The organism is Streptomyces sp. B21-105 (assembly GCF_036898465.1).
Classification (GTDB): Bacteria; Actinomycetota; Actinomycetes; order Streptomycetales; family Streptomycetaceae; genus Streptomyces.
In genome coordinates this window covers 5,470,071-5,495,808 of record NZ_JARUMJ010000001.1, presented here as the reverse complement: position 1 = coordinate 5,495,808, position 25,738 = coordinate 5,470,071, and the positions used below count along the sequence as shown (strand labels likewise).

The window sequence follows — 25,738 nt, the reverse complement described above, 5'->3', positions numbered from 1 at the left end:
CATATGCTTGCGCACACATTTAATGCATGCGCATACTATTGCGGATGCCGGCCTGGCGTCACGCCACACACCGACCACTGGGGGATCAGACATGACGCGCCGCAACGTCCTTTTCGTGCTGGGCAGCAGCCGCCCGGACGGCAACACCGAGTCGCTCGCCCGCGCGGCGGCGGAGCAGCTGCCGTCCGATGTGGAGCAGACGTGGATCAGCCTCGCCGAGCATGCCCTGCCCGACTTCGCCGACCAGCGTCACGACATCGACCACGTCCGCCCGACCGAGGGCAGCGCCGCCCTGCTGCTCGACGCCACGCTCGCCGCGACGGACATCGTGCTCGCGTCCCCGCTGTACTGGTACTCGGTCTCCGCGCAGACCAAGCGCTATCTCGACCACTGGTCGGGCTGGCTGCGCACCCCCGGCCTCGACTTCGAGGCGACGCTGGCCGGGCGCACTCTGTGGGGCGTCACCGTGCTGGCGGACCCACAGCCCTCGGTCGCCGACCCGCTCGTCGGGACGCTCCGCAACTCGGCCGCGTACCTGGGGATGCGTTTCGGAGGGGTGCTGCTCGGCAACGGCAGCAAGCCCGGCGACGTCCTGAACGACACGGAGGCACTGGCCCGGGCGAAAACGTTCTTCGCGCAGGACACCCCACTCGCCCGCTTCCCCTACGAGACCCGCTGAAGGAACGCGGAACGAGCGCGGAACAGCGCGGAACGCTCGCTGTGGCCCGCGCCGGTTACGCGGTGACGTCCTTCGTCGTGAAGCGCGCCCAGGCCGCCGAGCCGAAGAACGCCGCGTACAGCGCCTGGAGGCCGAGGTTCTTCTGCAGGTCGTCCCAGTAGACGGGCTCGCGCATGAGGTCGGCGAAGGACAGCCAGTAGTGCGAGAAGAAGTACGGCTGGAGCGCGTCGAGCTGGGGGATCTGGTCGAGGATCTGGACCGTGATCAGCAGGCCGACGGTCGTCGCCATCGCCGCGATGCCACTGCTGGTGAGCGTCGAGACGAACAGGCCGAGCGCCGCCACGCCGATCAGGGACAGGGCGACGGCCACGGCGATCAGCAGCGCCCGCAGCAGTCCGTCCCCGAAGCCGATCCGGGTGCCGGAGATCGTCGTCAGATCGCCGAGCGGGAAGAGCAGCGCTCCGACCGTCAGTGCCGAGAGCGTGACCACGAGGGTGGCGACGAGGCAGAAGGTCATGACGGTCGCGTACTTGGCCAGGAGGAGGCGGGAGCGGCCGGCCGGGGCGACCAAGAGGTACCGCAGGGTGCCCGTGTTCGCCTCGCCGGCGATCGCGTCGCCCGCGATGACACCGATCGCCATCGGCAGGAAGAACGGCAGGGTCACGGCCAGCGCGGTGAAGACCAGGAACAGGCCGTTGTTGGTGATCTGCGCGATGAACGCCGGTCCCGCGCCGCCGCCCCCTCCCCCGCCGCCGGGACCGCCCGACCCGCCGTCGCCGGTCTCGAGTCTGACGGCGATCCCGACCAGGACCGGCACCGCCGCCAGCACGCCCAGCAGGGCGAGGGTGCGCCAGCGCCGGAAGGTCGTCAGCAGCTCGCTGCGGAACAGCCCGAGAGTCCAGGTCCACGACCGGGGCCGGGACGGGGGTGGGGGTGGGGGCGGGGGCGGATTTGGGGGCTCTGTTTCCCTTTCAGCCCGCGACATCGAAGCCCTCTCCCGTGAGCGCCACGAACGCGTCCTCCAGGGAGGCTCGTTCGACGGCGAAGCCGCGGACGCGGACGCCCGCCGTCACCAGTGCCGTGTTCAGGTCGGCCGGATCGCGGTCGGGCGGCGGCGCCTCCGCGCTCACCCGGTCCTCGCCGACGACGACATCGGCCGCGCCCTGCTCCTTCAGCACCCGGGCCGCGTCCGCCGGGTCCGGGGTCGTCACGACCAGCCGGCCGCGGGTCCCCGCCGCGAGGTCCGCCACCGGCCCCTGCACGATCAGCCGGCCCTGCGCCATCACCGCCGCGTGGGTGCACACCTGCTCGATCTCGTCGAGCAGGTGAGAGGAGAGGAAGACGGTCGTGCCCTCCGAGGCCAACTGCCGGACCAGCGAACGGATCTCCCGCATGCCCTGCGGATCCAGCCCGTTCGTCGGCTCGTCGAGGACGAGCAGACGGCGCGGCTGCAGCAGGGCGGCCGCAAGCCCGAGACGCTGCTTCATGCCGAGGGAGTACGCCTTCGCCTTCTTGCCCGCGGCGGCCGTCAGCCCCACCCGGTCCAGCGACGCCTCCACCCGCGCACGCCGGGTGCGCGGGTCGGCCGTCGGATCGGCGGCGTCGTACCGCAGCAGGTTGTCCCGGCCGGAGAGGAAGCCGTAGAGGGCGGGCCCCTCGATGAGGGCCCCGACGTACGGCAGCACGATCCGCACGTCCCGCGGCATGGGTCGCCCCAGGACGCGGGCCGTGCCGGCCGTGGGCTCGATGAGCCCCATCAGCATGCGGATGGTGGTCGTCTTGCCGGAGCCGTTGGGCCCGAGGAAGCCGAAGACGCTGCCGGCCGGGACGGTGAGGTCGAGACCGTCCACGGCGAGCTGTCCGCCGCGGTAGCGCTTGGTGAGGCCGCGGGTGCGGATGACGGCCTCGTCGGCATGGACGTCTGCGTCGTCGACGTGGGTGTCAGCGTCGTCGACGACGTCGACGTCGTCCATGGACTTCCTCACTTTTCCGAGTCTGCGGCCTTCACCAGCGCGTCCTTGGTGACCGCACCGACGTAGACCTTGCCGTCGTCCGTCATCAGGGCGTTGATCAGGCGGGTGGAGAAGACGGTCCCCGAGCCGAACTTTCCGCTCACCTTGTCGCCGATGGAACCGAGGAACCCGCCGAGGTCGCCGCCGGCCTCGGCGCCCGAGGGCACGCCCTCACCGCCGGTGCCGAAGACGGCGACCGAGCTCCAGCCCTCGCCGATGACGTCGAGGCCCTCGGGACCGTCCTGGCCGCGCTTGCCCTCGGCGAAGTCGTGGGAGCCGCCGTGCCCGGGCGCCGGCCTGCCTCCCTCGTCACCCTTGCCGGCCTCGTCACCCTTGCCCGCCTCGTCGCCCTCGGTGACCTTCGCACCCTTGGGGGCGGTGAAGTCGAAGGTGGAGGCGGCGGGCTTGGCGAAGGTGACCTGGGTGAACCCGGCGTCCACGACGGCGGCGCCACCGCTCGTCGGAGTCAGCGTGAACTTCAGTGGCAGGCCCGTCTTCGCGTCCACCGCCACGCTGATCGCGCCCACCGTGGACCCGGACTGCTTCGGCTTGATCACCAGCTTGTAGGCGTCGCGGCCGGCGACCTGGGCCGTGCCGTCGACGGTCACGGACGTCGTGTCGTCGACTGCCTTCAAGGCGTCCTCGGTGAGGTCCTTGGGCGTCGCGGGAACGGGGGACTCCGCCTTCTTCCCCGCGCTCTCGTCGACCGTGGAGTGGTAGACCTCGTTGGACCCGCTGTCGTACGCCCACACGTTCTTGCCGTTGTGGATGACGCTGTATTCGGCGGCGTTCTCCAGCAGCGAGAGCTTCTGCCGGTCCGGGCCGTCGGCGGCGACGCGCAACGTGTGCGTGCCGGAGGCGAGTTCGGTGAGCTTGGCGGACGGATCGGCGGCCGAGCCGTCGTCACCCTTGGCCGCCCCCGAGAGGAGACCGCTCTCCAGCCCGCCGAGGTTCGGCAGTCCGAGATCCGTAGTGATCTTCACCGTTCCGGACAACTGCTGTACGTCCGAGGCGGCGATCTTGTCGAGGAGCTGCTGTGCGGTGATCTTCGGCAGGTCGGGGTCGCCGGAGTCGGCGAGCGCCGGAACCAGTCCGATCGTCGCGGCCGCGACACCGATCACGGTGACCGGAACGACGTACCTCACGGCCTTGCGCCGCCCGACGCGCAGGTCGTCGGCCTCCCCGCCGATGGCGTTCCCGCCGGTCATGGTGTCGTCGGATGCCTTCGGTGCCATGTGTCCCTTACCTCCGTCGTCGGCGGCGGCTGGTCCTCACGCTGAGCGTCCCACCCCGAGCCGCCATTCTCACCCGAATCGGTGAGGAGTGGTGTTTTCCGTGGTTCCCATCTGACCAAATCGACTCCTCGGAAGCGTCAACCCGAGGGCTCAACTCCCGTACACCTGCGGTATGACACGGGAACGCCCGGACGCCTGCCGACCCGTAGGGGTACGACGGCTCGACGGTGGCGCGGGTGACACGGCGCACACGAGAACCCGGCAGCCGACGGGCACGGACTCGACAGCCGGACGGCTCAGCAGCTGAGGAGCTCGGGGACTCGGCAGCAGGACGGCTCGGGAGCTCGGCAGGCAGACCGCTCTGGGGGCTCGGCGATGATCAGTGCCGGAACTCGCGGGGAGGGTTCAGCCCGCTCTGTGGACCACCGCGTCGCAGAGCTCCATCAGCGCCGCCTTCGCGTCGCACTCGCGCAGCGGCGCCAGCGCGGCCCGCGCGTCCTTCGCGTACCGCACGGTGTCCCGGCGGGCCTGCTCCAGCGCCGGGTGGGCCCGGAGCGCCTCGATGGCCTCGGCCAGCCGGGCGTCGTCACTCAGGTCGGAGTCCAGCAGCTCGCACAGCGCGACGTCCTCGGGCAGGGACAGGCGCGCGGCCCGCTCCCGCAGTCGCAGCACGGGCAGCGTGGGCACGCCCTCGCGCAGATCGGTGCCGGGCGTCTTGCCGGACTCGTGCGAGTCGGACGCGATGTCCAGCACGTCGTCCGCCAGCTGGAAGGCGACGCCGAGCCGCTCGCCGTACTGCGTCAGCACGTCGACGACCGTCTCGTCGGCGCCCGACATCATCGCGCCGAACCGGCAGGCCACCGCGACCAGCGAACCGGTCTTGCCGCCGAGCACGTCGAGGTAGTGCTCGACCGGGTCCCGTCCGTCCGTGGGCCCCGCCGTCTCCAGGATCTGCCCGGTAACCAGCCGCTCGAACGCCTCCGCCTGCACCCGCACCGCCTCCGGACCGAGATCGGCCAGGATGTGCGAGGCGCGTGCGAAGAGGAAGTCGCCGGTGAGGACGGCCACCGAGTTGCCCCAGCGGGCGTTCGCGCTGGGGACCCCCGCCGCACGGCGGCCTCGTCCATCACGTCGTCGTGGTACAGCGTGGCCAGGTGCGTCAGCTCCACCACCACGGCCGACGGCACGATGCCCGGCGCGTGCCTGTCCCCGAACTGCGCCGCGAGCATCACGAGCAGCGGGCGGAACCGCTTCCCGCCCGCCCGCACCAGGTGCTGGGCGGCTTCCGTGATGAACGGAACCTCACTCTTGGTGGCCTCGAGCAAGCCTTCCTCGACAGCCGCCAATCCGGCCTGGACATCGGCTTCCAGAGCCTGGTCCCGCACGCTCAGCCCGAACGGCCCGACGACGGTCACGAGGGGTCTCCTGTCTGCTGGTGTCTACTGGCGATTACGCGGTTTGTCGATAGGTCGCTGCCATCACTCGAGTCAGCGTATCCGGTCACGTTTCGATCACCGATAGCCCCCACGTCCCCCGGGGGCGAATGCACTCGCCCGCGAGGTGCGCGCATCCGGCCAGACCGTATCCGATCACGTCCGTGACGTTTTTGATCAGCTCATACGAAGAGATATTCATCTGCTTGCCGCGAAGCGCTGAATCATGCTCCACGCCAGGCCGACGCCGACGTCCGGGGGCGACGTCCGGGGGCGACGTCCGGGGGCGACGTCCGGGGCTCGAAAATGGCATGGCCATCCCGCACGGAGGCCGCGGAGGGCCACGAAGGCAGCCCCGCGGGAGGCAGCCCAGGCGCACAGGAGGCGCCGCAGGACGTGTCACTGGATGCGCCCCAGGTGCCACCGGCGACACCGGCGACACCGGCGACACCGCAGGAAGCACGACCCCGACCCGTCCACTCCTCCCGCACCCCATAACAAGCGAGTTGAGGCTAATGCCCGATTCGCCAGCCTTGCGACTCTCCGTGACATGGCTCACTGTCCCGCCGGCGACAGTCGCGCCCCGCCACCCATCGATTCACCGCACTCCTCAAGCGAGTTGACACTTTGCACCCACAAAGGATCAAGTGGCCCATACGGCACAGACCAAGGTCAATAGGGGTCATCTGTGAATCCGACACTTGTTTCGGACATGTGCTCTCGCATACGTTCCGGGCCAGTCGGGCGGACGCCTAATCCTGCCGCCGCCCGTAACACCCACCGAGAAACGCATGGCAGGAGCGGGGGAACCAGGTAAGTCGCCGCATCGCATGGCCCTGACGTTCTGGATATTCGGAGCGTTTCGGGCAATCCGTTGCGGCTTGGGGTGAAGTCGCGGTCTTCAGGACGCGACCGGGCAGCTCCCGCCCGAACCCGACAGCTCACCTCGCAGGCGACGGAGAGGAAAACTCATCATGTCCGCTGCCGCTCAGCGCCCCACCCGCACGTCTCGTCTCGCCCGCAAGCTCGCCATCGCCGGCACCGGAGTCGCCGTACTGGCGCTCCCGCTCATCGGCGCGACCACCGCCTCCGCGGCCACCACGCCGACCGTCGCCACCGCGAGCAGCCTCGGCTACTCCGACAACCTCGACGGCTGGATCCGCGCCTCCCTGCAGGTCATGTCGGAGCACGGCATCCCGGGGACGTACAACGGCATCTACCGCAACGTCATCCGCGAGTCCTCGGGCAACCCCTACGCCATCAACCTCTGGGACTCCAACGCCGCCGCGGGCATCCCGTCCAAGGGCCTGCTGCAGGTCATCGACCCGACCTTCCGCGCGTACCACGTCGAGGGCACCTCCTGGGACTCCTACGACCCGGTCGCGAACATCACCGCCGCCTGCAACTACGCGGCCGCGCGTTACGGCTCCATCGACAACGTCTTCGGCGCCTACTGACCCCCGGGCTCACGGAAACAGTCTTTCGAGGACGACGGCCACGCCGTCGTCCTCGTTCGACGTCGTCACCTCGTCGGCCACCGCCTTGAGTTCGGGATGGGCGTTGGCCATCGCGACACCGCGCGCCGCCCAGTCGAACATCGGGATGTCGTTGGGCATGTCCCCGAAGGCGACGGTGTCCTCGGGCCGCAGCCCGAGGTGTTCCGCGGCCAGCGCCAGCCCCGTCGCCTTGGTGATCCCGCAGGGCTGCAGCTCGACCGTGCCGGGACCCGACATCGTGACCGTGGCGAGCGAGCCGACCACCGAGCGGGCCGTCGCCGCCAACTCGTCGTCGGACAGGGTGGGATGACGCAGCAGCACCTTGCTGATCGGCTCGCACCACAGGTCGTCGCGACGACCGACGCGCAGCGCCGGCAGCGTCGGGTGGGGCATCCGGTACCCCGGCTCGATGAGCGTCAGCCCGTCGACGCCGTCCTGGTCGACCGCCGCGTACAGCTGCCCGACCTCCGCTTCGATCTTGCCCAGCGCGGTCTCGGCCAGCTCCCGGTCCAGGGTCACCGACCACAGCAGCCGGTCCGCGCCGGCGTCGTACAGCTGCGCACCCTGTCCGCACACCGCGAGCCCCCTGCTGTGCAGGCGCTCGAGGAGCGGCCGCACGCGGGGCGCGGGCCGTCCCGTCACCACCAGGTGGCGTGCGCCGGCGGCGGCCACCCGCGCGAGCGCGTCGAGCGACCGGTCGGAGAAGGTGTCGTCGCCGCGGAGCAGCGTTCCGTCCAGGTCTGTGGCGATCAGGGAGTACGCGGTGCGCGCGGCATATGCGGTGGGTGCGGCCATGATCAGAGAATACGGATCTCGTACCCCCCTGGTTCGACGAGAAGCGAACGACGGCCAGGTCCTGCCCTGTTCTGCCAACTCTCCTTGCGGGACTGGTCTTTACCGACCGTCCCGGGACTGGCTCATTGAAGCGGCTTTCTGACCCTTCGCCCGGGGAGCCGACGGCCAAGGGTCTCTGCACCGGCTCGAGATGGCGGGCCGGGCCCCTGCCCCGCCCGTGCACCACCGGGAGTCGGTCCGCCGGATGCGGAGGGCGGCGGGCCTCCCGGGCTGCGGGGCCTGCAGGGCTGCAGGGCTGCAGGGCTGCAGGGCTGCAGGGCTGCAGGGCTGCAGGCCGAAACGCCTCGCCGGCCGGTCCCCCATGTCGCTTTCGCCAGGTCAGCCGTAACGTGTGGCCCGGCTCGCCGCACCCGCGCGACATCCGCCCGGTATCCGGTGGCCACGACATGGCGAGACCGATGAGTGCAGGAAAGAGAGGCAGTACCCCATGCCCCCCTTCGACCTTCCCGAGGGCGATCCCTTCGGCCCGCACAACCTCCCGTACGGCGTGTTCTCCCTCTCGGGCTCCACCGGGCGGACCGTCGGCGTCCGGCTCGGCGAGCACGTGCTGGACGCGGGCGCGGCGGCCCGCGCGCTCGGCTCGCCCCACGCGGAGCTGCTTTCGGCGCCGACCCTGAACCCGCTGCTCGCGGCGGGCCGTGCCGTCTGGTCGCAGGTGCGCCGCACGCTCACGGAGTGGGTCACCGACCCTGCCCACCGCCCCACCGTCGAACCGCTCCTGCATCCCCTGTCGGCGGTGTCCCTGCACCTCCCCTTCGAGGTCGCCGACTACGTCGACTTCTACTCCTCCGAACACCACGCGCGAAACGCCGGCGCGATCTTCCGCCCGGACGCCGGCGACACCCTCCTCGCCAACTGGAAGCACCTGCCGATCGGTTACCACGGCCGCGCCGGCACGGTCGTGGTCTCCGGCACGGACATCGTGCGCCCCTCGGGCCAGCGCAAGGCGCCCTCCGATCCCGCCCCCGTCTTCGGTCCGTCCGTGCGGCTCGACATCGAGGCCGAGGTCGGCTTCGTGGTCGGAGTGCCGTCGAAGCAGGGCAGCCCGGTCGCGCTGGCCGACTACCGCGAGCACGTCTTCGGACTGTGCCTGCTCAACGACTGGTCCGCCCGTGACATCCAGGCCTGGGAGTACGTGCCCCTCGGCCCGTTCCTCGGCAAGTCGTTCGCCACGTCGGTGTCGGCGTGGATCACCCCGCTCGAAGCTCTGGACGAGGCCCGCACCACGCCCCCGGAGCGGACCCACCCCCTCCTGCCCTACCTGGACGACTCCGCCGCCGAACCCGCAGGCTACGACCTGCGCATCTCCGTCGCGGTCAACGGTCACGTCGTCTCCGAGCCGCCCTTCTGCGCCATGTACTGGACGGCCGCCCAGCAACTGGCCCACCTCACGGTCAACGGGGCCTCCCTGCGCACCGGCGATCTGTACGGCTCGGGCACCGTGAGCGGACCGAACCCGGACCAGCTCGGCTCCCTCCTGGAGCTGACCTGGAACGGCCGTGACCCGCTGGAACTCCCCGACGGCAAAAGGGCGTTTTTGGAGGACGGCGATGTGGTGGCCCTGTCGGCGTGGGCTCCCGGCCCCGACGGACTGCGGGTGGGACTGGGCGAGGTGAGCGGCCGGGTGGTCACCGGGTGAAGCCCCTCTCCCGCGCCCGATCACAGGCCCGGCCTCGAACTCGAGGGCAGGCGGTGCGATGACGCGCGGTGCGACTTTCGGCGGGGCGTTCGGCCCGACGTAGGGCGGGACGTGCGGCGGGACGTCCGGTGCGACGTGCGGCGGGACGTTGGGTGTGCCGGCCTGCTTCGTGGTCCGTGCCCGGACAAGCCGGCCCTCGTCGAATCCGGGCGTCGGCTTGGGCTGACTCCCGGCGGAACCGCCGTCATACTGGCGGCGGGCGCGGTCTTCGTACCCTGCCTGCCGCCCGTGGCAGGCCGCACGCGTGCGCGCCGCCGGCACGCACTTCGCGCCCGTGTGGCGCGCTCCCCCTTCCCTACCAGGATCCGGAGCCCCCGGCATGACCGTCTGCCTGCTCCTGCTGAGCATCGTCGGCCTGGCCGCCGCGGTGCCGGCCCCTCGTGCGCTGACCCGCGCCGCCTGGCCCGAGCGTGAGCCGGTGGTGGGGCTGTGGGTGTGGCAGTGCCTGGTCGCCACCGTGCTGCTGTGCTGCCTGACCGCGCTGGTGCTGGGCGCTGCGGCCGTCTTCCACACCGTCCGTTCACAGGTGTTCGCGCCTGCCCCGGCGGAGGTCACGGAGGCGTACGACCTCTCCGCCGCCCCGCTGTGGGCGACGGCCCTGACGCTGCTGCTGGCCTGCGGGGCCGCCTGGACCACCGCCATGCTCGCCCGCGAACTCGTCGAGGCGCGCCGACGCCGTGACCGGGCGCGGGCCCACCTGCGTGAACGCGCCCCCGACCTGCCCGCGGGCCTGCCGCCCGCCCGGGGCCCGCTGCTCGTGCTGGAGGACGAGTACCCGGACGCCTGGTGGATGCCCGGCAGCCCGCCCCAGTTGATCGTGACCACCGGCGCCCTGCACCGCCTCACCTCCCACCAGCTGGACGCCGTCCTCACCCATGAGCGCGGCCATGCCCGCGCCCACCACGACTGGCTGCTCCACCTGTCCACTGCCCTTGCCACCGGCTTCCCCCGTATTCCGCTCTTCTCGCACTTCTGCGACCAGACGCACCGCCTGGTCGAACTCGCCGCCGACGACACGGCGTCACGCCGCTGCGGGCACCTGACCACGGCGCTGGCCCTGATCGAGCTGAACCAGCACCGCGGCGTCCTGTCCTGCGCCTCCAGTCACCGCCTCCTGGGCGAGCGCGTCGACCGGCTCCTCGAGCCGCCCCCACGCCTGCTGCGCAGACACCGGGCGCTGACGACGACCGTGGCCACGCTGGTCCCGCTGCTGCCGCTGCTGATCACCTTCGCCCCAGGACTGACCGCGCTGTCCTGAACCCGCGGATCTCTCCGCGAAGTGGCGGATCTGCCTCGAAGGGCAGCCGTTTCCCCAGGTCACACCCTTGTCTGACGTTGCCGCAGATGGCGCAACATTCCGGCAACACCTGTTTCCCTAGTGAGTCGGTATGGTTCGAAACATGCCAGCCACCGACCGCATCCGAGACCACGCCGGCCAGGGCGCGACCACCGTCGCCGCCCACCGTGCGCGGCGCCGGCTGCGCGCGGACCAGGCACGTCAGCTCGCCGACCTGCTCCGTCGCCAACTGCTCACCGGCGATTTCCCGGCCGGCATGCTCCCCCACGAGGGGACCCTCGCCGCCGACTACCGCGCCTCCCGCAACACCGTCCGCGAGGCCCTCGACCTCCTGCGGGCCGAAGGGCTGGTGGAACGCCTGCCCGGCGTCGGCACGATCGTCGTGGCACAGAAGTACCCCCATGGGCTGGACCGTCTGATGGGGCTCGCGGAGACCCTGCACGAGCACGGCCACGTCACGAACGAGGTCCGCACGATGGGACCCGTCGCGGCACCCGCACCAGTGGCCGGCCGCCTCCGGGTCCCGCCCGGCGCCGATGTCCTCTACATCGAACGCCTGCGCCGCCTGGGCGGCGTTCCCCTCTCGCTCGACCTCACCTACATCCCGCTCGACATCGGCGCCGATCTGCTGGGCGCCGATCTGGAGAACACCGACGTCTTCCGTCTCCTCGAAGCCCTCACCGGGCAGCGCCTCGGCCACGCCGAGATCACCCTGGAGGCGGTGACCGCGGACGCCCACTCCGCCGCCGTACTGGAGGCGCCGCGCGGGGCGGCCGTCCTGATGCTCGAACGCCTCACCCATCTCGCCGACGGACGCCCGGTGGACCTGGAGTTCATCCGCTTCCGCGGCGACCGCATCTCGATGAGTGGACAACTGCACCGCTCGCTGTGACCTTCCATCTCCCGCCGCCCCCTCCCCAGCCATTCCGCCCTGCTTTCCCGCTCTCACCCCTTCATCGTTCGGCAAGGCCCCATCGGTTCGCCGCCGCACGGGATCTCGCAGAATTTCTCGGGACTTTTTCGGAGACAGCCATGACCCTGGCGCCCCAGCGGGCCGACGTGCCCGTGACCATCGACGAGTCGAAGTGCATCGACGGCTGCACCCTCTGCGTGGACATGTGCCCGCTGGACTCCCTCGCCATCGACGAGCGCAACGGCAAGGCCTACATGCACGTCGACGAGTGCTGGTACTGCGGCCCCTGCGCGGCCCGCTGCCCCACCGGAGCCGTCACGGTCAACATGCCCTACCTGCTCCGGTGAAAGGTCCGCATCTCCCATGAAATCCCAGGCAGCGGCCGCGACCGCCGTCCTCCTGCTGTTCCCGCTGGCCGGGTGCGGCAGTGCGGAGGCCGGCAGCGACTCCACGGTCACCGTCACCGTCGGCTACCAGTCCAAGACCATCAACACGGTCACCGCGGGCACCCTCCTGCGTTCCCTCGGCTACTTCGAGAAAGAACTCAACGCGCTCGGCGACGGCAGAACCTACAAGGTGGACTGGCAGGACTACGCCACCGGCGCACCCATCACCGCGCAGATGACCGCCGGGAAGATCGACATCGGCTCGATGGGCGACTTCCCGCTCCTCATCAACGCGGCCCGCGGCAAGCAGCTGAACCAGCCCACGCACCTGGTGTCGATCACCGGCTACAACCTCCGCGGCGGTCTCAACACCATCGTCACCGCACCCGACTCCAAGCTCGCCTCCCTCCAGGACCTCAAGGGCAAGAAGGTCTCCACCAGCGTGGGCTCCGCCGCCGACGGCACCCTCGTGCGCGCCCTGCAGCGGGCCGGCATCGACCCGGACAAAGGCGTCGAAAAACTCAACCAGCAGCCGGCCGTGGGCGCGTCGGCGCTCTCCGCGGGCAGCGCCGACGCCCTCTCGCAGTTCGTCGCATGGCCCGGCCTGCTCGCCTACCAGGGCAAGGCCAAGGCCCTCTACGACGGCGCCCAGCTGAACCTGGCCACGTTCCACGGCGTCACCGTCCGCGAGAAGTTCGCCAAGGAGCGCCCCGCGGTACTGGAGGCGTTCCTCAAGGCGCAGGCCGAGGCCACCGCCTATCTGAACGGCCACCCCGTGGCCGCCGCCGAGAGCGTCGCCAAGGCCACCGAGCTGCCCGCCGAGGTCGTCTACCTCTACAACGGAGCCCACGGCATCTCCACCTTCGACCCCGCCGTCAAACCCCAACTGGTCTCCGCCCTCGAGAAGGACGTGTCGATCCTCAAGGCGGCCAAGCTGACCGGCGACGTCGACGTGGACTCCTTCGTCGACGACCAGTACGTCAGGAAGGCGCTCGGCTCGTCGTACGCCCGGCAGCTCGCCGCCGCCCCGCCGCCCGCGGCGAGCGAGGTCTGGCCGAAGGGCGACGCCACGAAGACCCTCGCCTTCAAGACCCCCGCCGAGCTGCTGAACTACGTCGCCGGGCACAAGGACGCGGTCCGCGCCGCCTACGTCCCCGACGCCACCACCGGCACCCTGTGGTTCGCCGACAAGGCGGTCTGGGTGGCCGACGGCACGACCCTCCTGCCCTTCGTCACCCCGGCCACCGCGCAGGTCTACGTCGCCGCGCACGGCGGCGCCCGCGTCGTGACGTACGACGACGCCCTGGGGCGGGCCTCATGAGCCGGTATGCGCTGCGGTTCGCCTCGGTGGCCGCCGCTCTCGGTCTGTGGCAGCTGCTGACCAGCCTGAACGTCGACCTGTGGCTGCGGTTCTCGCAGTTCCCGACGGTCGCCGACGTGGCGCGCGCCTTCGCGGACCGCATGGCCGGCGACGACTACTGGACCGATCTCACCGACAGTCTCACCCGCATCCTCAGCGGCTTCCTGCTGGCCGCCGTCGTGGGGGTCGCCACGGGCGTGCTCGTGGCGCGCTCGCGGTTGGCCGAGGACCTGCTCGGACCTGTCCTCGAGGTCGTGCGGCCCATCCCCGCGATCGCCCTGGTCCCCGTCTCGATCCTCCTGTTCCCCTCCAACGAACAGGGCATCGTCTTCATCACCTTCACCGCCGCCTTCTTCCCCGTCATGGTCTCCACCCGGCACGCGGTCCGCGCGCTGAGCCCTGGATGGGAGGAAGCGGTGCGCACCATGGGCGGCGGCCGGTGGCGGATACTCGGCTCGGTCGTGCTGCCGGGTGCGCTGCCCGGCATCTTCGGCGGGCTGTCGGTCGGCATCGGCGTGTCGTGGATCTGCGTGATCTCCGCCGAGATGATCTCCGGTCAGTACGGCGTCGGTTACCGCACCTGGCAGGACTACACCGTGGTCGACTACCCGGGCGTCTTCGTCGGCATGGTCACGATCGGTGTGCTCGGCTGGGCCACCTCCACGGCCGTGGAACTCCTCGGCCGTCGGCTGACCCGCTGGCTGCCCCGCACCTCGTACGTTCCCGCCGGCGGCCGACCCCGCCCACGGCGCCTCGAGACCCCCACGCCCAAGCCGACACCGACACCGACACCGGCCGACTCCATCTCCTCCGCCGTCTCCTCCGGCTCCAGCCCGTCCGCCTCCGCCTCGTCCGGCGGCGCCGACGACGCCGTACGCAGCGGACCCGAACCCGAGGGGACGCGCCGTGAGCACCTCGTCTGACACCCGTGAGACCCCCGGCCCCCCGACCGTGAGGGCCGCCGCCGGTACGGCAACGGGCTCCCCCGCGCGGGGCACCCGGCTCACCCTTCGTGCTGCCACGCTGGGCCGCCCCGACGCCGCCGCCCTGGCCGACGTCGACCTGGACGTCTCGCCGGGCGAGATCCTCACCGTCGTCGGCCCTTCGGGCTGTGGGAAGTCGACGCTGTTGCGCACGTTCGCCGGGCTGCTGCCCGCGCTGGGCGGAGCCGTCGAGCAGGACGGCCTGCCGATCGGCGGACCCGCGGCGGACCGCGCGCTGGTCTTCCAGGAGGACGCCCTGCTGCCCTGGCGCACCCTGCAGACCAACGTCGAACTGCCTCTCGCCATCCAGGGCCTTCGGCGCGCGGAACGCAGAGGGAAGGCCGCCGACTGGCTCGAGCGGGTCGGACTCGCCGACCGCGCACGGCAGTTGCCGCACCGCGTCTCAGGAGGGCAGCGCCAGCGGGCCCAGTTGGCCCGCGCCCTCGCTGCGGGCCCGCGCGCCGTCCTCATGGACGAGCCGTTCGGCGCCCTCGACGCCCAGACCCGCGCCGGCATGCAGAACCTGCTGGTGGAGGTGTTGCGGGGGACCGGGGCCACCGTCGTCTTCGTCACGCACGACGTGGACGAGGCCCTGTTCCTCGGCGACCGCGTGGCCCTGCTCGGCGCGGGCCGGCTCGTAGCCGTACGGGACGTACCCCGCCCCCGCGACCGCGCCGCAAACGACGACCCCGCGCGCGCGGCCCTGCGGCGCGACGTCCTGACCTCCCTGAGCACCTGAAAGGCACCCCGGTGGACACCCTCCTGCAGATCCCCGCGCTCACCGACGCCGAAGAGCTGACCTGCGACGTCCTCGTCATCGGCGGCGGCACCGCCGGGACCATGGCCGCCCTGACCGCCGCCGAACGCGGCGCGGACGTGCTGCTCCTGGAGAAGGCCCACGTCCGCCACTCGGGCGCGCTCGCGATGGGCATGGACGGCGTGAACAACGCCGTCATCCCGGGCCGCGCCGAGCCCGACGACTACGTCGCCGAGATCACCCGCGCCAACGACGGCATCGTCGACCAGTCCACCGTCCGCCAGACCGCCACCCGCGGCTTCGCCATGGTGCAGCGCCTGGAGTCGTACGGCGTGAAGTTCGAGAAGGACGAACACGGCGACTACGCGGTCCGCCAGGTCCACCGCTCCGGCTCCTATGTGCTGCCCATGCCGGAGGGCAAGGACGTCAAGAAGGTCCTGTACCGGCAGCTGCGGAGGCGCGAGATGCGGGAGCGGATCCGCATCGAGAACCGGGTGATGCCGGTACGCGTGCTGACGGCCCCCGACGACGGGCGGGCCATCGGCGCGGTCGGCTTCAACACCCGCACAGGGCAGTTCGTCACCGTCCGCGCGGGCGGCGTCATCCTCGCCACCGGCGCCTGCGGCCGCCTCGGCCTGCCTGCCTCCGGCTACCTGTACGGCACGTACGAGAACCCCACCAACGCGGGCGACGGCTACGCCATGGCCTACCACGCGGGCGCCGAGCTGACCGGGATCGAGTGCTTCCAGATCAACCCGCTCATCAAGGACTACAACGGCCCCGCCTGCGCCTACGTCGCCAATCCCTTCGGCGGCTACCAGGTCAACCGGCACGGCGAACGCTTCGTCGACTCCGACTACTGGTCGGGGCAGATGATGGCCGAGTTCGCGGCGGAGGTCGCCAGCGACCGGGGCCCCGTCTACCTGAAGCTCAGCCATCTGCCCGAGGAGTCGATCGCCTCCCTGGAGTCGATCCTGCACTCCACCGAGCGCCCTTCCCGCGGCACCTTCCACGCCGGCCGCGGCCATGACTACCGCACCCACGACATCGAGATGCACATCTCGGAGATCGGCCTGTGCGGCGGCCATTCGGCGTCGGGCGTCCGGGTGGACGAACACGCCCGCACCACCGTCCCCCGGCTGTACGCGGCGGGCGACCTCGCCTGCGTCCCGCACAACTACATGATCGGCGCGTTCGTCTTCGGCGACCTGGCCGGGTCGGACGCCGCCCGGTACACGGCGTACGACGGTGAGCTGCCCGCCGATCAGCTGCGCCAGGCGCACGAATTGATCTACCGCCCGTTGCGCAACCCGGAGGGCCCGCCGCAGCCCCAGGTCGAGTACAAGCTGCGCCGCTTCGTGAACGACTACGTCGCCCCGCCGAAGTCGGGCGCGCGGCTGTCGCTTGCCCTGGAGTCCTTCGAGCGGATGCGCGACGACATCGCCGGGATGGGCGCCCGTACCGCGCACGAGCTGATGCGCTGCGCCGAGGTCACCTTCATCCGCGACTGCGCGGAGATGGCCGCGCGCGCCTCCCTGGCCCGCACCGAGTCCCGCTGGGGCCTCTACCACGACCGTCTCGACCACCCTCATCGTGACGACTCCTCCTGGTTCCACCATCTGGATCTGCACAAGTCCCCCTCCGGTGCGATGGAGTTCACGGCCCGGCCCGTGGCTCCGTATCTGGTGCCGATCGACGAGTTCACCCCCGTCGGCGGCACTTCGCGGCACATCGGCGAGGTGCACGCCGAGAACGTGGCGACGGCCGGTTCACGCGACGTGGCGCCCGTCGCCGCGGGGGCCGAGGCCCGCACGGCGGAGACGACCGTCTCGGCGCCCGCCGCCCCCGAACCCGCCCTCGACCACGCCTCCTCCCCCCGGTCCTCGTCCCGTCTGCTCGAACTCGTCGCCCTCGCCGAGGAGGAGCCCGAACTCGGCGCTCTGCTGCCCTACTTGTCCGACCCCGCGCCTGCCGTCCGGCGCGAGGCTGTCGCCGTCCTCACCGAGACCCTGCCTTCGGGCACCGGTCCCGCACTGGCCGAAGCGCTGCGCGACCCCGCCGCCGCGGTACGCTCCGCCGCCGCGGCCTCGCTCCGGGAACTCGTCGAGACCCTGCCCGCGGAGCCCGCCCTTCGGGACGGCCTCGCCGCCGCGCTCACGGAGGCCGACCCCGTCGTCCGTGCGGCGGCCCTGGACGTTCTGCGCGCCCTGCGTCTCGGGGACGCCGCCCTGTTCGCCGGGTCCCTCACCGACGCGGACATCGCCGTCCGGATCGAGGCCGTCCGCGCTCTGGTCTCCGTCGACGCCGCCGACGAACTGGCTCGCGCGGCGACCGCAGACCCGTCCCGCGAGGTTCGCGTCACGATCGCCAGATCCCTGGCCACGGTGGCCGCCGGACGCCTCGGCGGCGACGGGTCGGCGGAGTCCGGGGGCGGACACGGCATCGGCCCATTGCCCTTCACCGGCGCCTCACCGGTCGCGGACGGCGGAGCCGATTGCGGATTCGCTTCCGGAGCCGGAGCCGGAGCCGAATCCGGAACCAGAGCCGGTTTCGCCTCCGCCACGGGCATGGGCGCGGGTCCGGGGGCCACCATCGAGCGGGACGCCGTCCACACGGCGCTCGTCCGTCTGGTCGACGACCCCGACGCCCTGGTCCGCGCCGCCGCCTACGGGGCGCTGGGCACGACCGGCTGCCCGGCGCCGCTCGCCGCCCGCGCCGTGGAGGCCCTGGCCGACCCGGCCTGGCAGGTCCGTGCCGGCGCTGCCACCGCGCTGTCCGTGACCCACCCCGACACGGCCGTGCCGGTCCTCGCCAAGGCCCTGGCCGATCCGAACGCCGACGTCCGCAAGGCCGCCGTGCTGGCCCTGACCCGCCTGCGCGCCTCGGAGGCCGCCCGCGCCGCCCTCGCCACGGCGACGACCGACTCGGACGCCGACGTCAGGGCCTACGCGGGCCGCGCCCTTTGAGGAAGGTGCCCGGACCGGCACCCACGAGCCGGGCACGCCGAGGACCGCAGCGGCACGAGCGCCGCCTCCGCCCCCGGGTTCGGCCCCTGACGGGGGACACGGGAATCGGCACGGTCGGACTCCGGACAGTGGCACTCGGGACGGGACGGAACGGGACAGGACGGGACGGGACGGGACGAGGAGGCGCGGCTCTCTATATCCAGTCCTCGGGCGCGGGCTCTTCGTCCACGTCGGGCCAGAGGTCCGAAGCGCCCGGGTCCGTGGCGGCGTTCCCGCCGGCAGCTGCGTGGGCACCGGCTCCGGCACCACCACCGGCACGCCCGGCAGCCGAACCTTCGGTCGCACCCGCCTCGGTGCCACCCTGCGGGGGCCCGCCCAATGAGGCCAGGACCGCGACCACGCCCTCCCCGTACGTCACCAGCTTCTTCTCGCCGACCCCGCTGATCCCGCCGAGTTGCCGCACCGACGTCGGCCACACCGTGGCGATCTCGCGAAGCGTGGCGTCGTGGAAGATGACGTACGCCGGAACGCCCTGCTCACGGGCCTGTTCCGCGCGCCAGGCGCGCAGCGCCTCGAAGGCGGGCAGCAGTTCCTCGGGCAGCTCGGCCACGGCGGCCTTGGCCCCCTTGCGGCCGGACGAGGAACCCCCCGACGCCTTGGACGACGTGACCGGCCTCTTCGGCTCCTTGCGCAGCAACACGTCCCCTTCGCGGCGCAGCACCGCCCCGCTGGCCTCCGTCAGCACGAGCGTGCCGTACTCGCCCTCGACGGCCAGCAGCCCCTGCGCCAGCAACTGCCGGACGACGCCTCGCCATTCACCCTCGGTGAGATCCTCGCCGATGCCGAACACCGAGAGCTGGTCGTGGTCGAACTGGATCACCTTGGCCGTGCGCTTGCCCATCAGGATGTCGACGATCTGCACGGCGCCGAACTTCTGTCCGCGCTCGCGCTGCAACCGCACCACCGTGGACAGGACCTTCTGGGCCGCGACCGTGCCGTCCCACGTCTCCGGCGGGGTGAGGCAGGTGTCGCAGTTGCCGCAGCCCGCCGCGTCCGGTTCCTGGCCGAAGTAGGCGAGGAGCTGTCCACGGCGGCACTGCGCGGTCTCGCACAGCGCCAGCATCGAGTCCAGGTGGGCGGCGGCCCTGCGCCGGAACGCCTCGTCGCCCTCACCGGACTGGATGAGCTTGCGCTGCTGTATGACGTCGTTGAGGCCGTACGCCATCCAGGCCGTGGACGGCAGCCCGTCACGGCCGCCGCGCCCGGTCTCCTGGTAGTAGCCCTCGATCGACTTCGGCAGGTCGAGGTGGGCGACGAACCGCACGTCCGGTTTGTCGATGCCCATGCCGAAGGCGATGGTCGCGCACACCACCAGGCCGTCCTCGCGCAGGAACCGGGACTGGTGGGCGGCGCGCGTGCCCGCGTCCAGACCCGCGTGGTAGGGGACCGCCTCGACGCCGTTGCGGGAGAGGAACTCGGCTGTCTTCTCCACGGAGTTGCGTGAGAGGCAGTACACGATGCCCGCGTCGCCCGCGTGTTCCTCGCGCAGGAAGCTCAGCAGCTGCTTCTTGGGGTCGGCCTTCGGTACGATCCGGTACTGGATGTTCGGCCGGTCGAAGCTCGCCACGAAGTGCCGGGCCGACGGCATGTTGAGCCGCTGGGTGATCTCGTCGTGCGTGGCGCGCGTCGCCGTCGCCGTGAGGGCGACCCTCGGGACGTCGGGCCAGCGCTCGCCGAGCACGGCGAGCGTGAGGTAGTCGGGGCGGAAGTCGTGGCCCCACTGGGACACACAGTGCGCCTCGTCGATCGCGAACACCGCGATCTTGCCGCGGGACAGAAGTTCCTGGGTGGACTCGAGGCGCAGTCGCTCCGGCGCGAGGTACAGCAGGTCCAGCTCGCCGGCCAGGAACTCGGCCTCGACCACGCGCCGCTCGTCGAAGTCCTGCGTGGAGTTCATGAACCCGGCGTTCACGCCGAGTGCCCGCAGCGCGTCCACCTGGTCCTGCATCAGCGCGATCAGCGGGGAGACGACGATTCCCGTGCCGGGTCGGACCAGGGCGGGGATCTGGTAGCAGAGCGACTTGCCGCCGCCGGTCGGCATGAGGACCACCGCGTCCCCACCCGCCACCACGTGCTCGATGACCTCTTCCTGCGCGCCGCGGAAGGCCTCGTATCCGAAGACCCGGTGCAGCGTGGCCAGGGCCTCGCTGTCGGTCCGCTCCGGTGTCCCGGTGATCCCTGTCATCTCGCTGATCCCGCCCGTCGCGCCCATCGTCTGGTCCCCCGTACGTCGCCCTTCGACCACTGCCTCCACGATAGGGGTCCGCACCGACACCGCCGGAGTTATCCACAGACCCGATCCGGTGACTCTGCGTGATGCCCCCTGGGAATCGGCCCGCGTCGCTCACCTGTGCGACGACGGTGGGCCCGGTCCCCTGGGAACCGGGCCCACAACGCCGGCAGGCGCAGGCCGGCGCGCCTCGCCGCCGGCTCAGCGCACGAACACTCCCGCCTGGTTCGCCAGGTCCAGGAAGTACTGGGGCGCCACACCGAGCACGAGCGTGACCGCCACGCCCACGCCGATCGCCGTCATCGTCAGCGGGGACGGGACGGCGACGGTCGGGCCCTCGGGCCGCGGCTCACTGAAGAACATCAGCACGATCACCCGGATGTAGAAGAAGGCGGCGATCGCGGACGAGATCACGCCGACCACGACCAGAGGTGCCGCGCCGCCCTCCGCCGCCGCCTTGAACACGGCGAACTTACCGGCGAACCCGGAGGTCAGCGGGATACCGGCGAAGGCCAGCAGGAACACCGCGAACACGGCAGCCACCAGCGGCGACCGCCGGCCGAGCCCCGCCCACTTGGACAGGTGCGTCGCCTCACCGCCGGCGTCGCGCACGAGGGTGACCACGGCGAACGCGCCGATCGTCACGAACGAGTACGCGGCCAGGTAGAAGAGGACGGACGAGACGCCGTCCGGGGTGGTCGCGATGACGCCGGCGAGGATGAATCCGGCGTGCGCGATCGACGAGTACGCCAGCAGCCGCTTGATGTCGGTCTGCGTGATCGCGACGATCGCACCGCCCAGCATGGTGACGATCGCGACGCCCCACATCACCGGCCGCCAGTCCCAGCGCAGCCCGGGCAGGACGACGTACAGCAGGCGCAGCAGCGCGCCGAACGCGGCCACCTTGGTCGCCGCGGCCATGAAGCCGGTGACGGGCGTCGGCGCGCCCTGGTAGACGTCGGGCGTCCACATGTGGAAGGGCACCGCGCCGACCTTGAACAGCAGGCCCATGACGATCATCGCGGCACCGATGAGCAGCAGCGCGTCGTTGCCCATGGTGTCGGCGAGCGCCGGGTTCATGTTCTGCACCGTTCCGTCGACGACCTGCGCGATCGTCGCGTACGACACCGATCCCGCGTAGCCGTACAGCAGGGCGATGCCGAAGAGGGTGAAGGCGGAGGCGAACGCCCCGAGGAGGAAGTACTTGACCGCGGCTTCCTGCGACATGAGCCGCTTGCGGCGGGCCACCGCGCACAGCAGGTACAGCGGCAGCGAGAAGACTTCCAGTGCGATGAAGAGCGTCAGCAGGTCGTTGGCCGACGGGAAGACCAGCATGCCGGCGACCGCGAACAGCAGCAGCGGGAAGACCTCGGTGGTCGTGAAACCGGCCTTGACGGCGGCCTTCTCGCTGTCGCTTCCGGGCACGGAGGCCGCCTGAGCGGCGAAGGAGTCGACCCGGTTGCCGTGCGCCTCGGGATCGAGCCGCCTTTCGGCGAAGGTGAACGCCCCGACCAGGGCGGCCAGCAAAATCGTGCCCTGAAGGAAGAGGGCGGGTCCGTCGACGGCGATCGCGCCCATGGCCGCGATGCGCGCCTTCGTGGTGCCGTAGCCGCCCGCCGCCAGCGCGATCACCGCGGCGAAGGCGGCGACCAGCGCCACGACGGACACGAACAGCTGTGCGTAGTAGCGGTGCTTGCGCGGCACGAACGCCTCGACGAGCACCCCGATGATCGCCGCACCCACGACGATCAAGGTGGGCGACAGCTGCCCGTACTCGATCTTCGGCGCGTCGATCTTCGAGATCGGCTCGGTCGCGGCTGCCGCCGTTGTCCACAGGCTGTGGACGGCTGATGCGCTCACTTGGCCGCCTCCACCTCGGGCTGGGGGTCCTTCTTGTGTACGTCGGACAAGGTCTGCTTGACCGCCGGGTTCACGATGTCCGTGACGGGCTTCGGGTAGACGCCCAGGAAGATCAGCAGCACGATCAGCGGGGCGACGACGGCGAGCTCACGCGCGCGCAGGTCCGGCATCGCGGAGACCTCGGGCTTGACCGGGCCCGTCATCGTCCGCTGGTAGAGGACCAGCGTGTAGAGGGCGGCCAGGACGATGCCGAAGGTGGCGATGATGCCGACGGCCGGGTAGCGCGCGAACGTGCCCACCAGGACGAGGAACTCACTCACGAACGGCGCGAGCCCCGGCAGCGACAGCGTCGCCAGACCGCCGATCAGGAACGTGCCGGCCAGCACCGGAGCGACCTTCTGCACACCGCCGTAGTCGGCGATGAGCCGCGAGCCGCGCCGCGAGATGAGGAATCCGGCGACCAGCATCAGGGCGGCCGTCGAGATGCCGTGGTTGACCATGTAGAGCGTCGCGCCCGACTGGCCCTGGCTGGTCATCGCGAAGATGCCCAGGATGATGAACCCGAAGTGCGAGATCGACGCGTACGCCACAAGCCGCTTGATGTCCCGCTGGCCGACGGCGAGCAGCGCCCCGTAGATGATGCTGATCAGCGCCAGGACGAGGATCACGGGCGTCGCCCACTTGCTCGCCTCGGGGAAGAGCTGGAGGCAGAACCGGAGCATCGCGAAGGTGCCCACCTTGTCGACCACCGCCGTGATCAGCACCGCGACGGGGGCGGTCGCCTCGCCCATGGCGTTGGGCAGCCAGGTGTGCAGCGGCCACAGCGGGGCCTTCACCGCGAAGGCGAAGAAGAAGCCGAGGAACAGCCAGCGTTCGGTGTTCGTCGCCATGTCGAGTGTGCCGTTGGCGCGGGCCTCGGCGATGTCCGTGAGCGAGAAGTTCCCGGCGACCACGTAGAGGCCGATCACCGCGGCCAGCATGATCAGACCGCCGACCAGGTTGTACAGGAGGAACTTGACCGCCGCGTACGACCGTTGGGTGGCCGCCGTCTCCTCGCCGTGCGCGTGGGCACGGTCCCCGAAGCCGCCGATGAGGAAGTACATCGGGATGAGCATGGCTTCGAAGAAGATGTAGAAGAGGAAGACGTCGGTGGCCTCGAAGGAGAGGATCACCATCGCCTCGACGGCCAGGATCAGGGCGAAGAAGCCCTGAGTGGGCCGCCAGCGCCCCGCAGCGAAGCTGCTGAGAGATGCGTCGCCGGTCTCCAGCGGGTCGGCGTCGTGCCAGCCCGCGAGGATGATGAACGGGATCAGCAGCGCGGTCAGCGCGACGAGCGCGACTCCGATGCCGTCCACGCCGAGTTCGTACCGGACTCCGAAGTCGGCGATCCAGGAGTGGGATTCGGTGAGCTGGTAGCGGGCGCCGTCCGGGTCGAAGCGGACCAGGACGAAGATCGCCAGGACGAGCGTGGCGACGGAGAACAGCAACGCCAGCGATTTGGCGGCGTTGCGCCGGGCGGCCGGCACGGCGGCCGTGGCCACCGCCCCGATCGCCGGGAGCGCCGCCGTCGCTGTCAGCAGAGGAAAGGACATCGGTATCAGACCGCCCTCATCAGCAGGGTCGCGGCGATGAGGACCGCCGCACCGCCGAACATCGAGACCGCGTACGACCGCGCGAAGCCGTTCTGCAGTCGGCGCAGTCGCCCGGAGAGGCCGCCGACCGAGGCCGCCGTGCCGTTGACGACTCCGTCGACCAAGGTGTGATCGACGTAGACCAGGGAGCGCGTGAGGTGCTCGCCGCCGCGGACCAGTACGACGTGGTTGAAGTCGTCCTGGAGCAGGTCGCGTCGGGCGGCCCGGGTGAGCAGCGACCCGCGCGGGGCGACGACCGGGACCGGACGGCGGCCGTACTGGGCGTAGGCGATCGCCACGCCGATCACCAGCACCACCATGGTGGCGAGGGTGACGGTGAGGGCGCTGACCGGCGAGTCGCCGTGGGAGTGGCCGGTGACGGGCTCCAGCCAGTGCAGGAAGCGGTCGCCGATGCTGAAGAACCCGCCGGCGAACACCGAGCCGAACGCCAGCACGATCATGGGGATCGTCATGGACTTCGGGGACTCGTGCGGGTGCGGCTCGTGGCCGTCCGCGTCGGGCTGCCAGCGCTTCTCACCGAAGAACGTCAGCAGCATCACGCGTGTCATGTAGTACGCGGTGATGGCCGCGCCGAGCAGGGCGCAGCCGCCGAGGATCCAGCCCTCGGTGCCGCCCTTGGCGAACGCCGCCTCGATGATCTTGTCCTTGGAGAAGAAGCCGGACAGTCCGGGGAAGCCGATGATCGCGAGGTATCCCAGACCGAAGGTGACGAAGGTGACCGGCATGTACCTGCGCAGGCCGCCGTACTTGCGCATGTCGACCTCGTCGTTCATGCCGTGCATGACCGAGCCCGCGCCGAGGAACAGCCCGGCCTTGAAGAAACCGTGCGTCACCAGGTGCATGATCGCGAAGACGTAGCCGATGGGACCGAGGCCCGCGGCCAGCACCATGTAGCCGATCTGCGACATGGTCGAACCGGCCAGTGCCTTCTTGATGTCGTCCTTCGCGCAACCGACGATCGCACCGAACAGGAGCGTGACGGCGCCGACGACGGTGACGACGAGCTGCGCGTCGGGCGCGCCGTTGAAGACGGCGGCCGATCGGACGATCAGGTAGACGCCCGCGGTCACCATGGTGGCGGCGTGGATGAGAGCCGAGACGGGGGTCGGACCCTCCATCGCGTCCCCGAGCCAGGACTGCAGCGGCACCTGGGCGGACTTGCCGCAGGCGGCGAGCAGCAGCATCAGGGCGATGGCGGTGAGCTTGCCCTCCGTCGCGTCACCGGCGAGGCCGGGCTCCCCCTCCGTCCCGAGCAGCGGGCCGAAGGCGAACGTCCCGAAGGTGGTGAACATCAGCATGATGGCGATGGACAGCCCCATGTCGCCGACGCGGTTGACCAGGAAGGCCTTCTTCGCGGCGGTGGCGGCGCTGGGCTTGTGCTGCCAGAAGCCGATGAGCAGGTAGGACGCGAGACCGACGCCTTCCCAGCCGACATACAGCAGCAGGTAGTTGTCGGCGAGGACGAGCAGCAGCATCGCCGCGAGGAACAGGTTCAGGTAGCCGAAGAAGCGGCGCCGCCGCTCGTCGTGCTCCATGTACCCGATCGAGTACAGGTGGATCAGCGAGCCGACGCCCGTGATCAGCAGCACGAACGTCATCGACAACTGGTCGACGCGGAAGGCGACGTCCGCCTGGAAGCCCTCGACCGGGATCCAGCTGAACAGGTGCTGCGTCAGTGTGCGGTCTTCGGCGTTCCTGCTCAGCAGGTCGCCGAAGAGGACGACACCGAGCAGGAAGGAGACGGCCGCGAGCAGCGTGCCGATCCAGTGGCCGACGGCGTCGAGCCGGCGGCCGCCGACCAGCAGGACGGCCGCTCCGAGCAGGGGCGCCGCGATCAGCAGCGCAATCAGGTTCTCCACGATTCT

The 25,738-nt window shown here is 70.9% G+C and carries 18 protein-coding genes, 1 pseudogene and 1 riboswitch; of the genes and pseudogenes, 10 read left to right on the top strand and 9 right to left on the bottom strand.

Annotated elements, in window-relative coordinates:
* Positions 1 to 91 precede the first annotated feature (91 nt).
* Positions 92 to 679 (top strand): flavodoxin family protein, encoded by a 588-nt coding sequence (locus QA802_RS24785; protein ID WP_319164236.1) that lies wholly within the window; start codon positions 92 to 94, stop codon positions 677 to 679.
* Positions 680 to 734: 55 nt separating this feature from the next.
* Here the strand turns inward: QA802_RS24785 and QA802_RS24780 are convergent, their stop codons facing one another.
* The 4 genes and pseudogenes from QA802_RS24780 to QA802_RS24765 form a co-directional block, all read right to left on the bottom strand.
* The gene (locus QA802_RS24780) at positions 735 to 1,664 is read right to left on the bottom strand and encodes an ABC transporter permease (RefSeq protein ID WP_334526717.1); all 930 of its coding nucleotides are present in this window, start codon (positions 1,662 to 1,664) and stop codon (positions 735 to 737) included.
* Positions 1,651 to 2,652 (bottom strand): ABC transporter ATP-binding protein, encoded by a 1,002-nt coding sequence (locus QA802_RS24775; protein ID WP_334526714.1) that lies wholly within the window; start codon positions 2,650 to 2,652, stop codon positions 1,651 to 1,653. Before QA802_RS24775 ends, QA802_RS24780 begins: the two co-directional genes overlap by 14 nt.
* Before the next feature lie 8 nt (positions 2,653 to 2,660).
* Positions 2,661 to 3,926 carry a LolA family protein gene (locus QA802_RS24770; protein ID WP_334526711.1) on the bottom strand — a complete coding sequence of 422 codons (1,266 nt, stop codon included), beginning with the start codon at positions 3,924 to 3,926 and terminating at the stop codon, positions 2,661 to 2,663.
* A 405-nt stretch (positions 3,927 to 4,331) separates the two neighbouring features.
* A pseudogene (locus tag QA802_RS24765) lies at positions 4,332 to 5,341 on the bottom strand (polyprenyl synthetase family protein).
* A 786-nt stretch (positions 5,342 to 6,127) separates the two neighbouring features.
* A riboswitch (cyclic di-AMP (ydaO/yuaA leader) is annotated at positions 6,128 to 6,329 on the top strand.
* A gap of 4 nt (positions 6,330 to 6,333) precedes the next feature.
* On the opposite strand from QA802_RS24765, the gene QA802_RS24760 reads away from it, so the two are divergent.
* Positions 6,334 to 6,816 (top strand): transglycosylase SLT domain-containing protein, encoded by a 483-nt coding sequence (locus QA802_RS24760; RefSeq protein WP_319164231.1) that lies wholly within the window; start codon positions 6,334 to 6,336, stop codon positions 6,814 to 6,816.
* 9 nt (positions 6,817 to 6,825) lie between these two features.
* On the opposite strand, the gene QA802_RS24755 is transcribed toward QA802_RS24760, so the two are convergent.
* Positions 6,826 to 7,650 carry an HAD family hydrolase gene (locus QA802_RS24755; protein ID WP_319164230.1) on the bottom strand — a complete coding sequence of 275 codons (825 nt, stop codon included), beginning with the start codon at positions 7,648 to 7,650 and terminating at the stop codon, positions 6,826 to 6,828.
* A 487-nt stretch (positions 7,651 to 8,137) separates the two neighbouring features.
* Between QA802_RS24755 and fahA the strand changes: the two genes are divergently transcribed.
* The 8 genes from fahA (at position 8,138) to QA802_RS24715 (ending at position 18,071) form a co-directional block, all read left to right on the top strand.
* A complete protein-coding gene (gene fahA / locus QA802_RS24750) occupies positions 8,138 to 9,349 on the top strand; it encodes a fumarylacetoacetase (protein ID WP_334526705.1) in 1,212 nt (403 codons plus the stop codon).
* A gap of 379 nt (positions 9,350 to 9,728) precedes the next feature.
* The gene (locus QA802_RS24745) at positions 9,729 to 10,667 is read left to right on the top strand and encodes a M56 family metallopeptidase (protein WP_334526702.1); all 939 of its coding nucleotides are present in this window, start codon (positions 9,729 to 9,731) and stop codon (positions 10,665 to 10,667) included.
* A 142-nt stretch (positions 10,668 to 10,809) separates the two neighbouring features.
* Positions 10,810 to 11,598 (top strand): GntR family transcriptional regulator, encoded by a 789-nt coding sequence (locus QA802_RS24740; RefSeq protein ID WP_334526699.1) that lies wholly within the window; start codon positions 10,810 to 10,812, stop codon positions 11,596 to 11,598.
* A 140-nt stretch (positions 11,599 to 11,738) separates the two neighbouring features.
* Entirely contained in the window at positions 11,739 to 11,966 is a 228-nt protein-coding gene (locus tag QA802_RS24735) for a 4Fe-4S dicluster domain-containing protein (protein ID WP_037669921.1), read from the top strand.
* A gap of 16 nt (positions 11,967 to 11,982) precedes the next feature.
* Positions 11,983 to 13,326, top strand: a complete 1,344-nt coding sequence (locus QA802_RS24730; RefSeq protein WP_334526689.1) for an ABC transporter substrate-binding protein — start codon at positions 11,983 to 11,985, stop codon at positions 13,324 to 13,326.
* Positions 13,323 to 14,288: an ABC transporter permease gene (locus tag QA802_RS24725; RefSeq protein ID WP_334526687.1), complete on the top strand. Its 966-nt coding sequence runs from the start codon at positions 13,323 to 13,325 to the stop codon at positions 14,286 to 14,288. The genes QA802_RS24730 and QA802_RS24725 overlap by 4 nt, the downstream gene beginning before the upstream one ends.
* A complete protein-coding gene (locus QA802_RS24720) occupies positions 14,272 to 15,087 on the top strand; it encodes an ABC transporter ATP-binding protein (RefSeq protein WP_443042176.1) in 816 nt (271 codons plus the stop codon). Before QA802_RS24725 ends, QA802_RS24720 begins: the two co-directional genes overlap by 17 nt.
* An 11-nt stretch (positions 15,088 to 15,098) precedes the next feature.
* Complete coding sequence (locus QA802_RS24715) at positions 15,099 to 18,071, top strand: fumarate reductase/succinate dehydrogenase flavoprotein subunit (protein ID WP_334526684.1); 2,973 nt, start codon at positions 15,099 to 15,101, stop codon at positions 18,069 to 18,071.
* Positions 18,072 to 18,264: 193 nt separating this feature from the next.
* On the opposite strand, the gene recQ is transcribed toward QA802_RS24715, so the two are convergent.
* From recQ to nuoL, 4 genes are all read right to left on the bottom strand, one after another.
* Entirely contained in the window at positions 18,265 to 20,343 is a 2,079-nt protein-coding gene (recQ, locus tag QA802_RS24710; RefSeq protein ID WP_334534860.1) for a DNA helicase RecQ, read from the bottom strand.
* A gap of 219 nt (positions 20,344 to 20,562) precedes the next feature.
* Positions 20,563 to 22,221 carry an NADH-quinone oxidoreductase subunit NuoN gene (nuoN, locus tag QA802_RS24705; RefSeq protein ID WP_334526681.1) on the bottom strand — a complete coding sequence of 553 codons (1,659 nt, stop codon included), beginning with the start codon at positions 22,219 to 22,221 and terminating at the stop codon, positions 20,563 to 20,565.
* Positions 22,218 to 23,813 (bottom strand): NADH-quinone oxidoreductase subunit M, encoded by a 1,596-nt coding sequence (locus tag QA802_RS24700; protein ID WP_334526678.1) that lies wholly within the window; start codon positions 23,811 to 23,813, stop codon positions 22,218 to 22,220. The genes nuoN and QA802_RS24700 overlap by 4 nt, the downstream gene beginning before the upstream one ends.
* A 5-nt stretch (positions 23,814 to 23,818) precedes the next feature.
* Complete coding sequence (gene nuoL, locus QA802_RS24695; protein WP_334526675.1) at positions 23,819 to 25,732, bottom strand: NADH-quinone oxidoreductase subunit L; 1,914 nt, start codon at positions 25,730 to 25,732, stop codon at positions 23,819 to 23,821.
* Positions 25,733 to 25,738: the final 6 nt, after the last annotated feature.

Coding starts and splice junctions, on each gene's coding strand:
- QA802_RS24785 (WP_319164236.1), top strand. CDS start 92: ATGACGCGCCGCAACGTCCTTTTCGTGCTGGGCAGCAGCCGCCCGGAC.
- QA802_RS24780 (WP_334526717.1), bottom strand. CDS start 1,664: ATGTCGCGGGCTGAAAGGGAAACAGAGCCCCCAAATCCGCCCCCGCCC.
- QA802_RS24775 (WP_334526714.1), bottom strand. CDS start 2,652: ATGGACGACGTCGACGTCGTCGACGACGCTGACACCCACGTCGACGAC.
- QA802_RS24770 (WP_334526711.1), bottom strand. CDS start 3,926: ATGGCACCGAAGGCATCCGACGACACCATGACCGGCGGGAACGCCATC.
- QA802_RS24760 (WP_319164231.1), top strand. CDS start 6,334: ATGTCCGCTGCCGCTCAGCGCCCCACCCGCACGTCTCGTCTCGCCCGC.
- QA802_RS24755 (WP_319164230.1), bottom strand. CDS start 7,650: ATGGCCGCACCCACCGCATATGCCGCGCGCACCGCGTACTCCCTGATC.
- fahA (WP_334526705.1), top strand. CDS start 8,138: ATGCCCCCCTTCGACCTTCCCGAGGGCGATCCCTTCGGCCCGCACAAC.
- QA802_RS24745 (WP_334526702.1), top strand. CDS start 9,729: ATGACCGTCTGCCTGCTCCTGCTGAGCATCGTCGGCCTGGCCGCCGCG.
- QA802_RS24740 (WP_334526699.1), top strand. CDS start 10,810: ATGCCAGCCACCGACCGCATCCGAGACCACGCCGGCCAGGGCGCGACC.
- QA802_RS24735 (WP_037669921.1), top strand. CDS start 11,739: ATGACCCTGGCGCCCCAGCGGGCCGACGTGCCCGTGACCATCGACGAG.
- QA802_RS24730 (WP_334526689.1), top strand. CDS start 11,983: ATGAAATCCCAGGCAGCGGCCGCGACCGCCGTCCTCCTGCTGTTCCCG.
- QA802_RS24725 (WP_334526687.1), top strand. CDS start 13,323: ATGAGCCGGTATGCGCTGCGGTTCGCCTCGGTGGCCGCCGCTCTCGGT.
- recQ (WP_334534860.1), bottom strand. CDS start 20,343: ATGGGCGCGACGGGCGGGATCAGCGAGATGACAGGGATCACCGGGACA.
- QA802_RS24700 (WP_334526678.1), bottom strand. CDS start 23,813: ATGTCCTTTCCTCTGCTGACAGCGACGGCGGCGCTCCCGGCGATCGGG.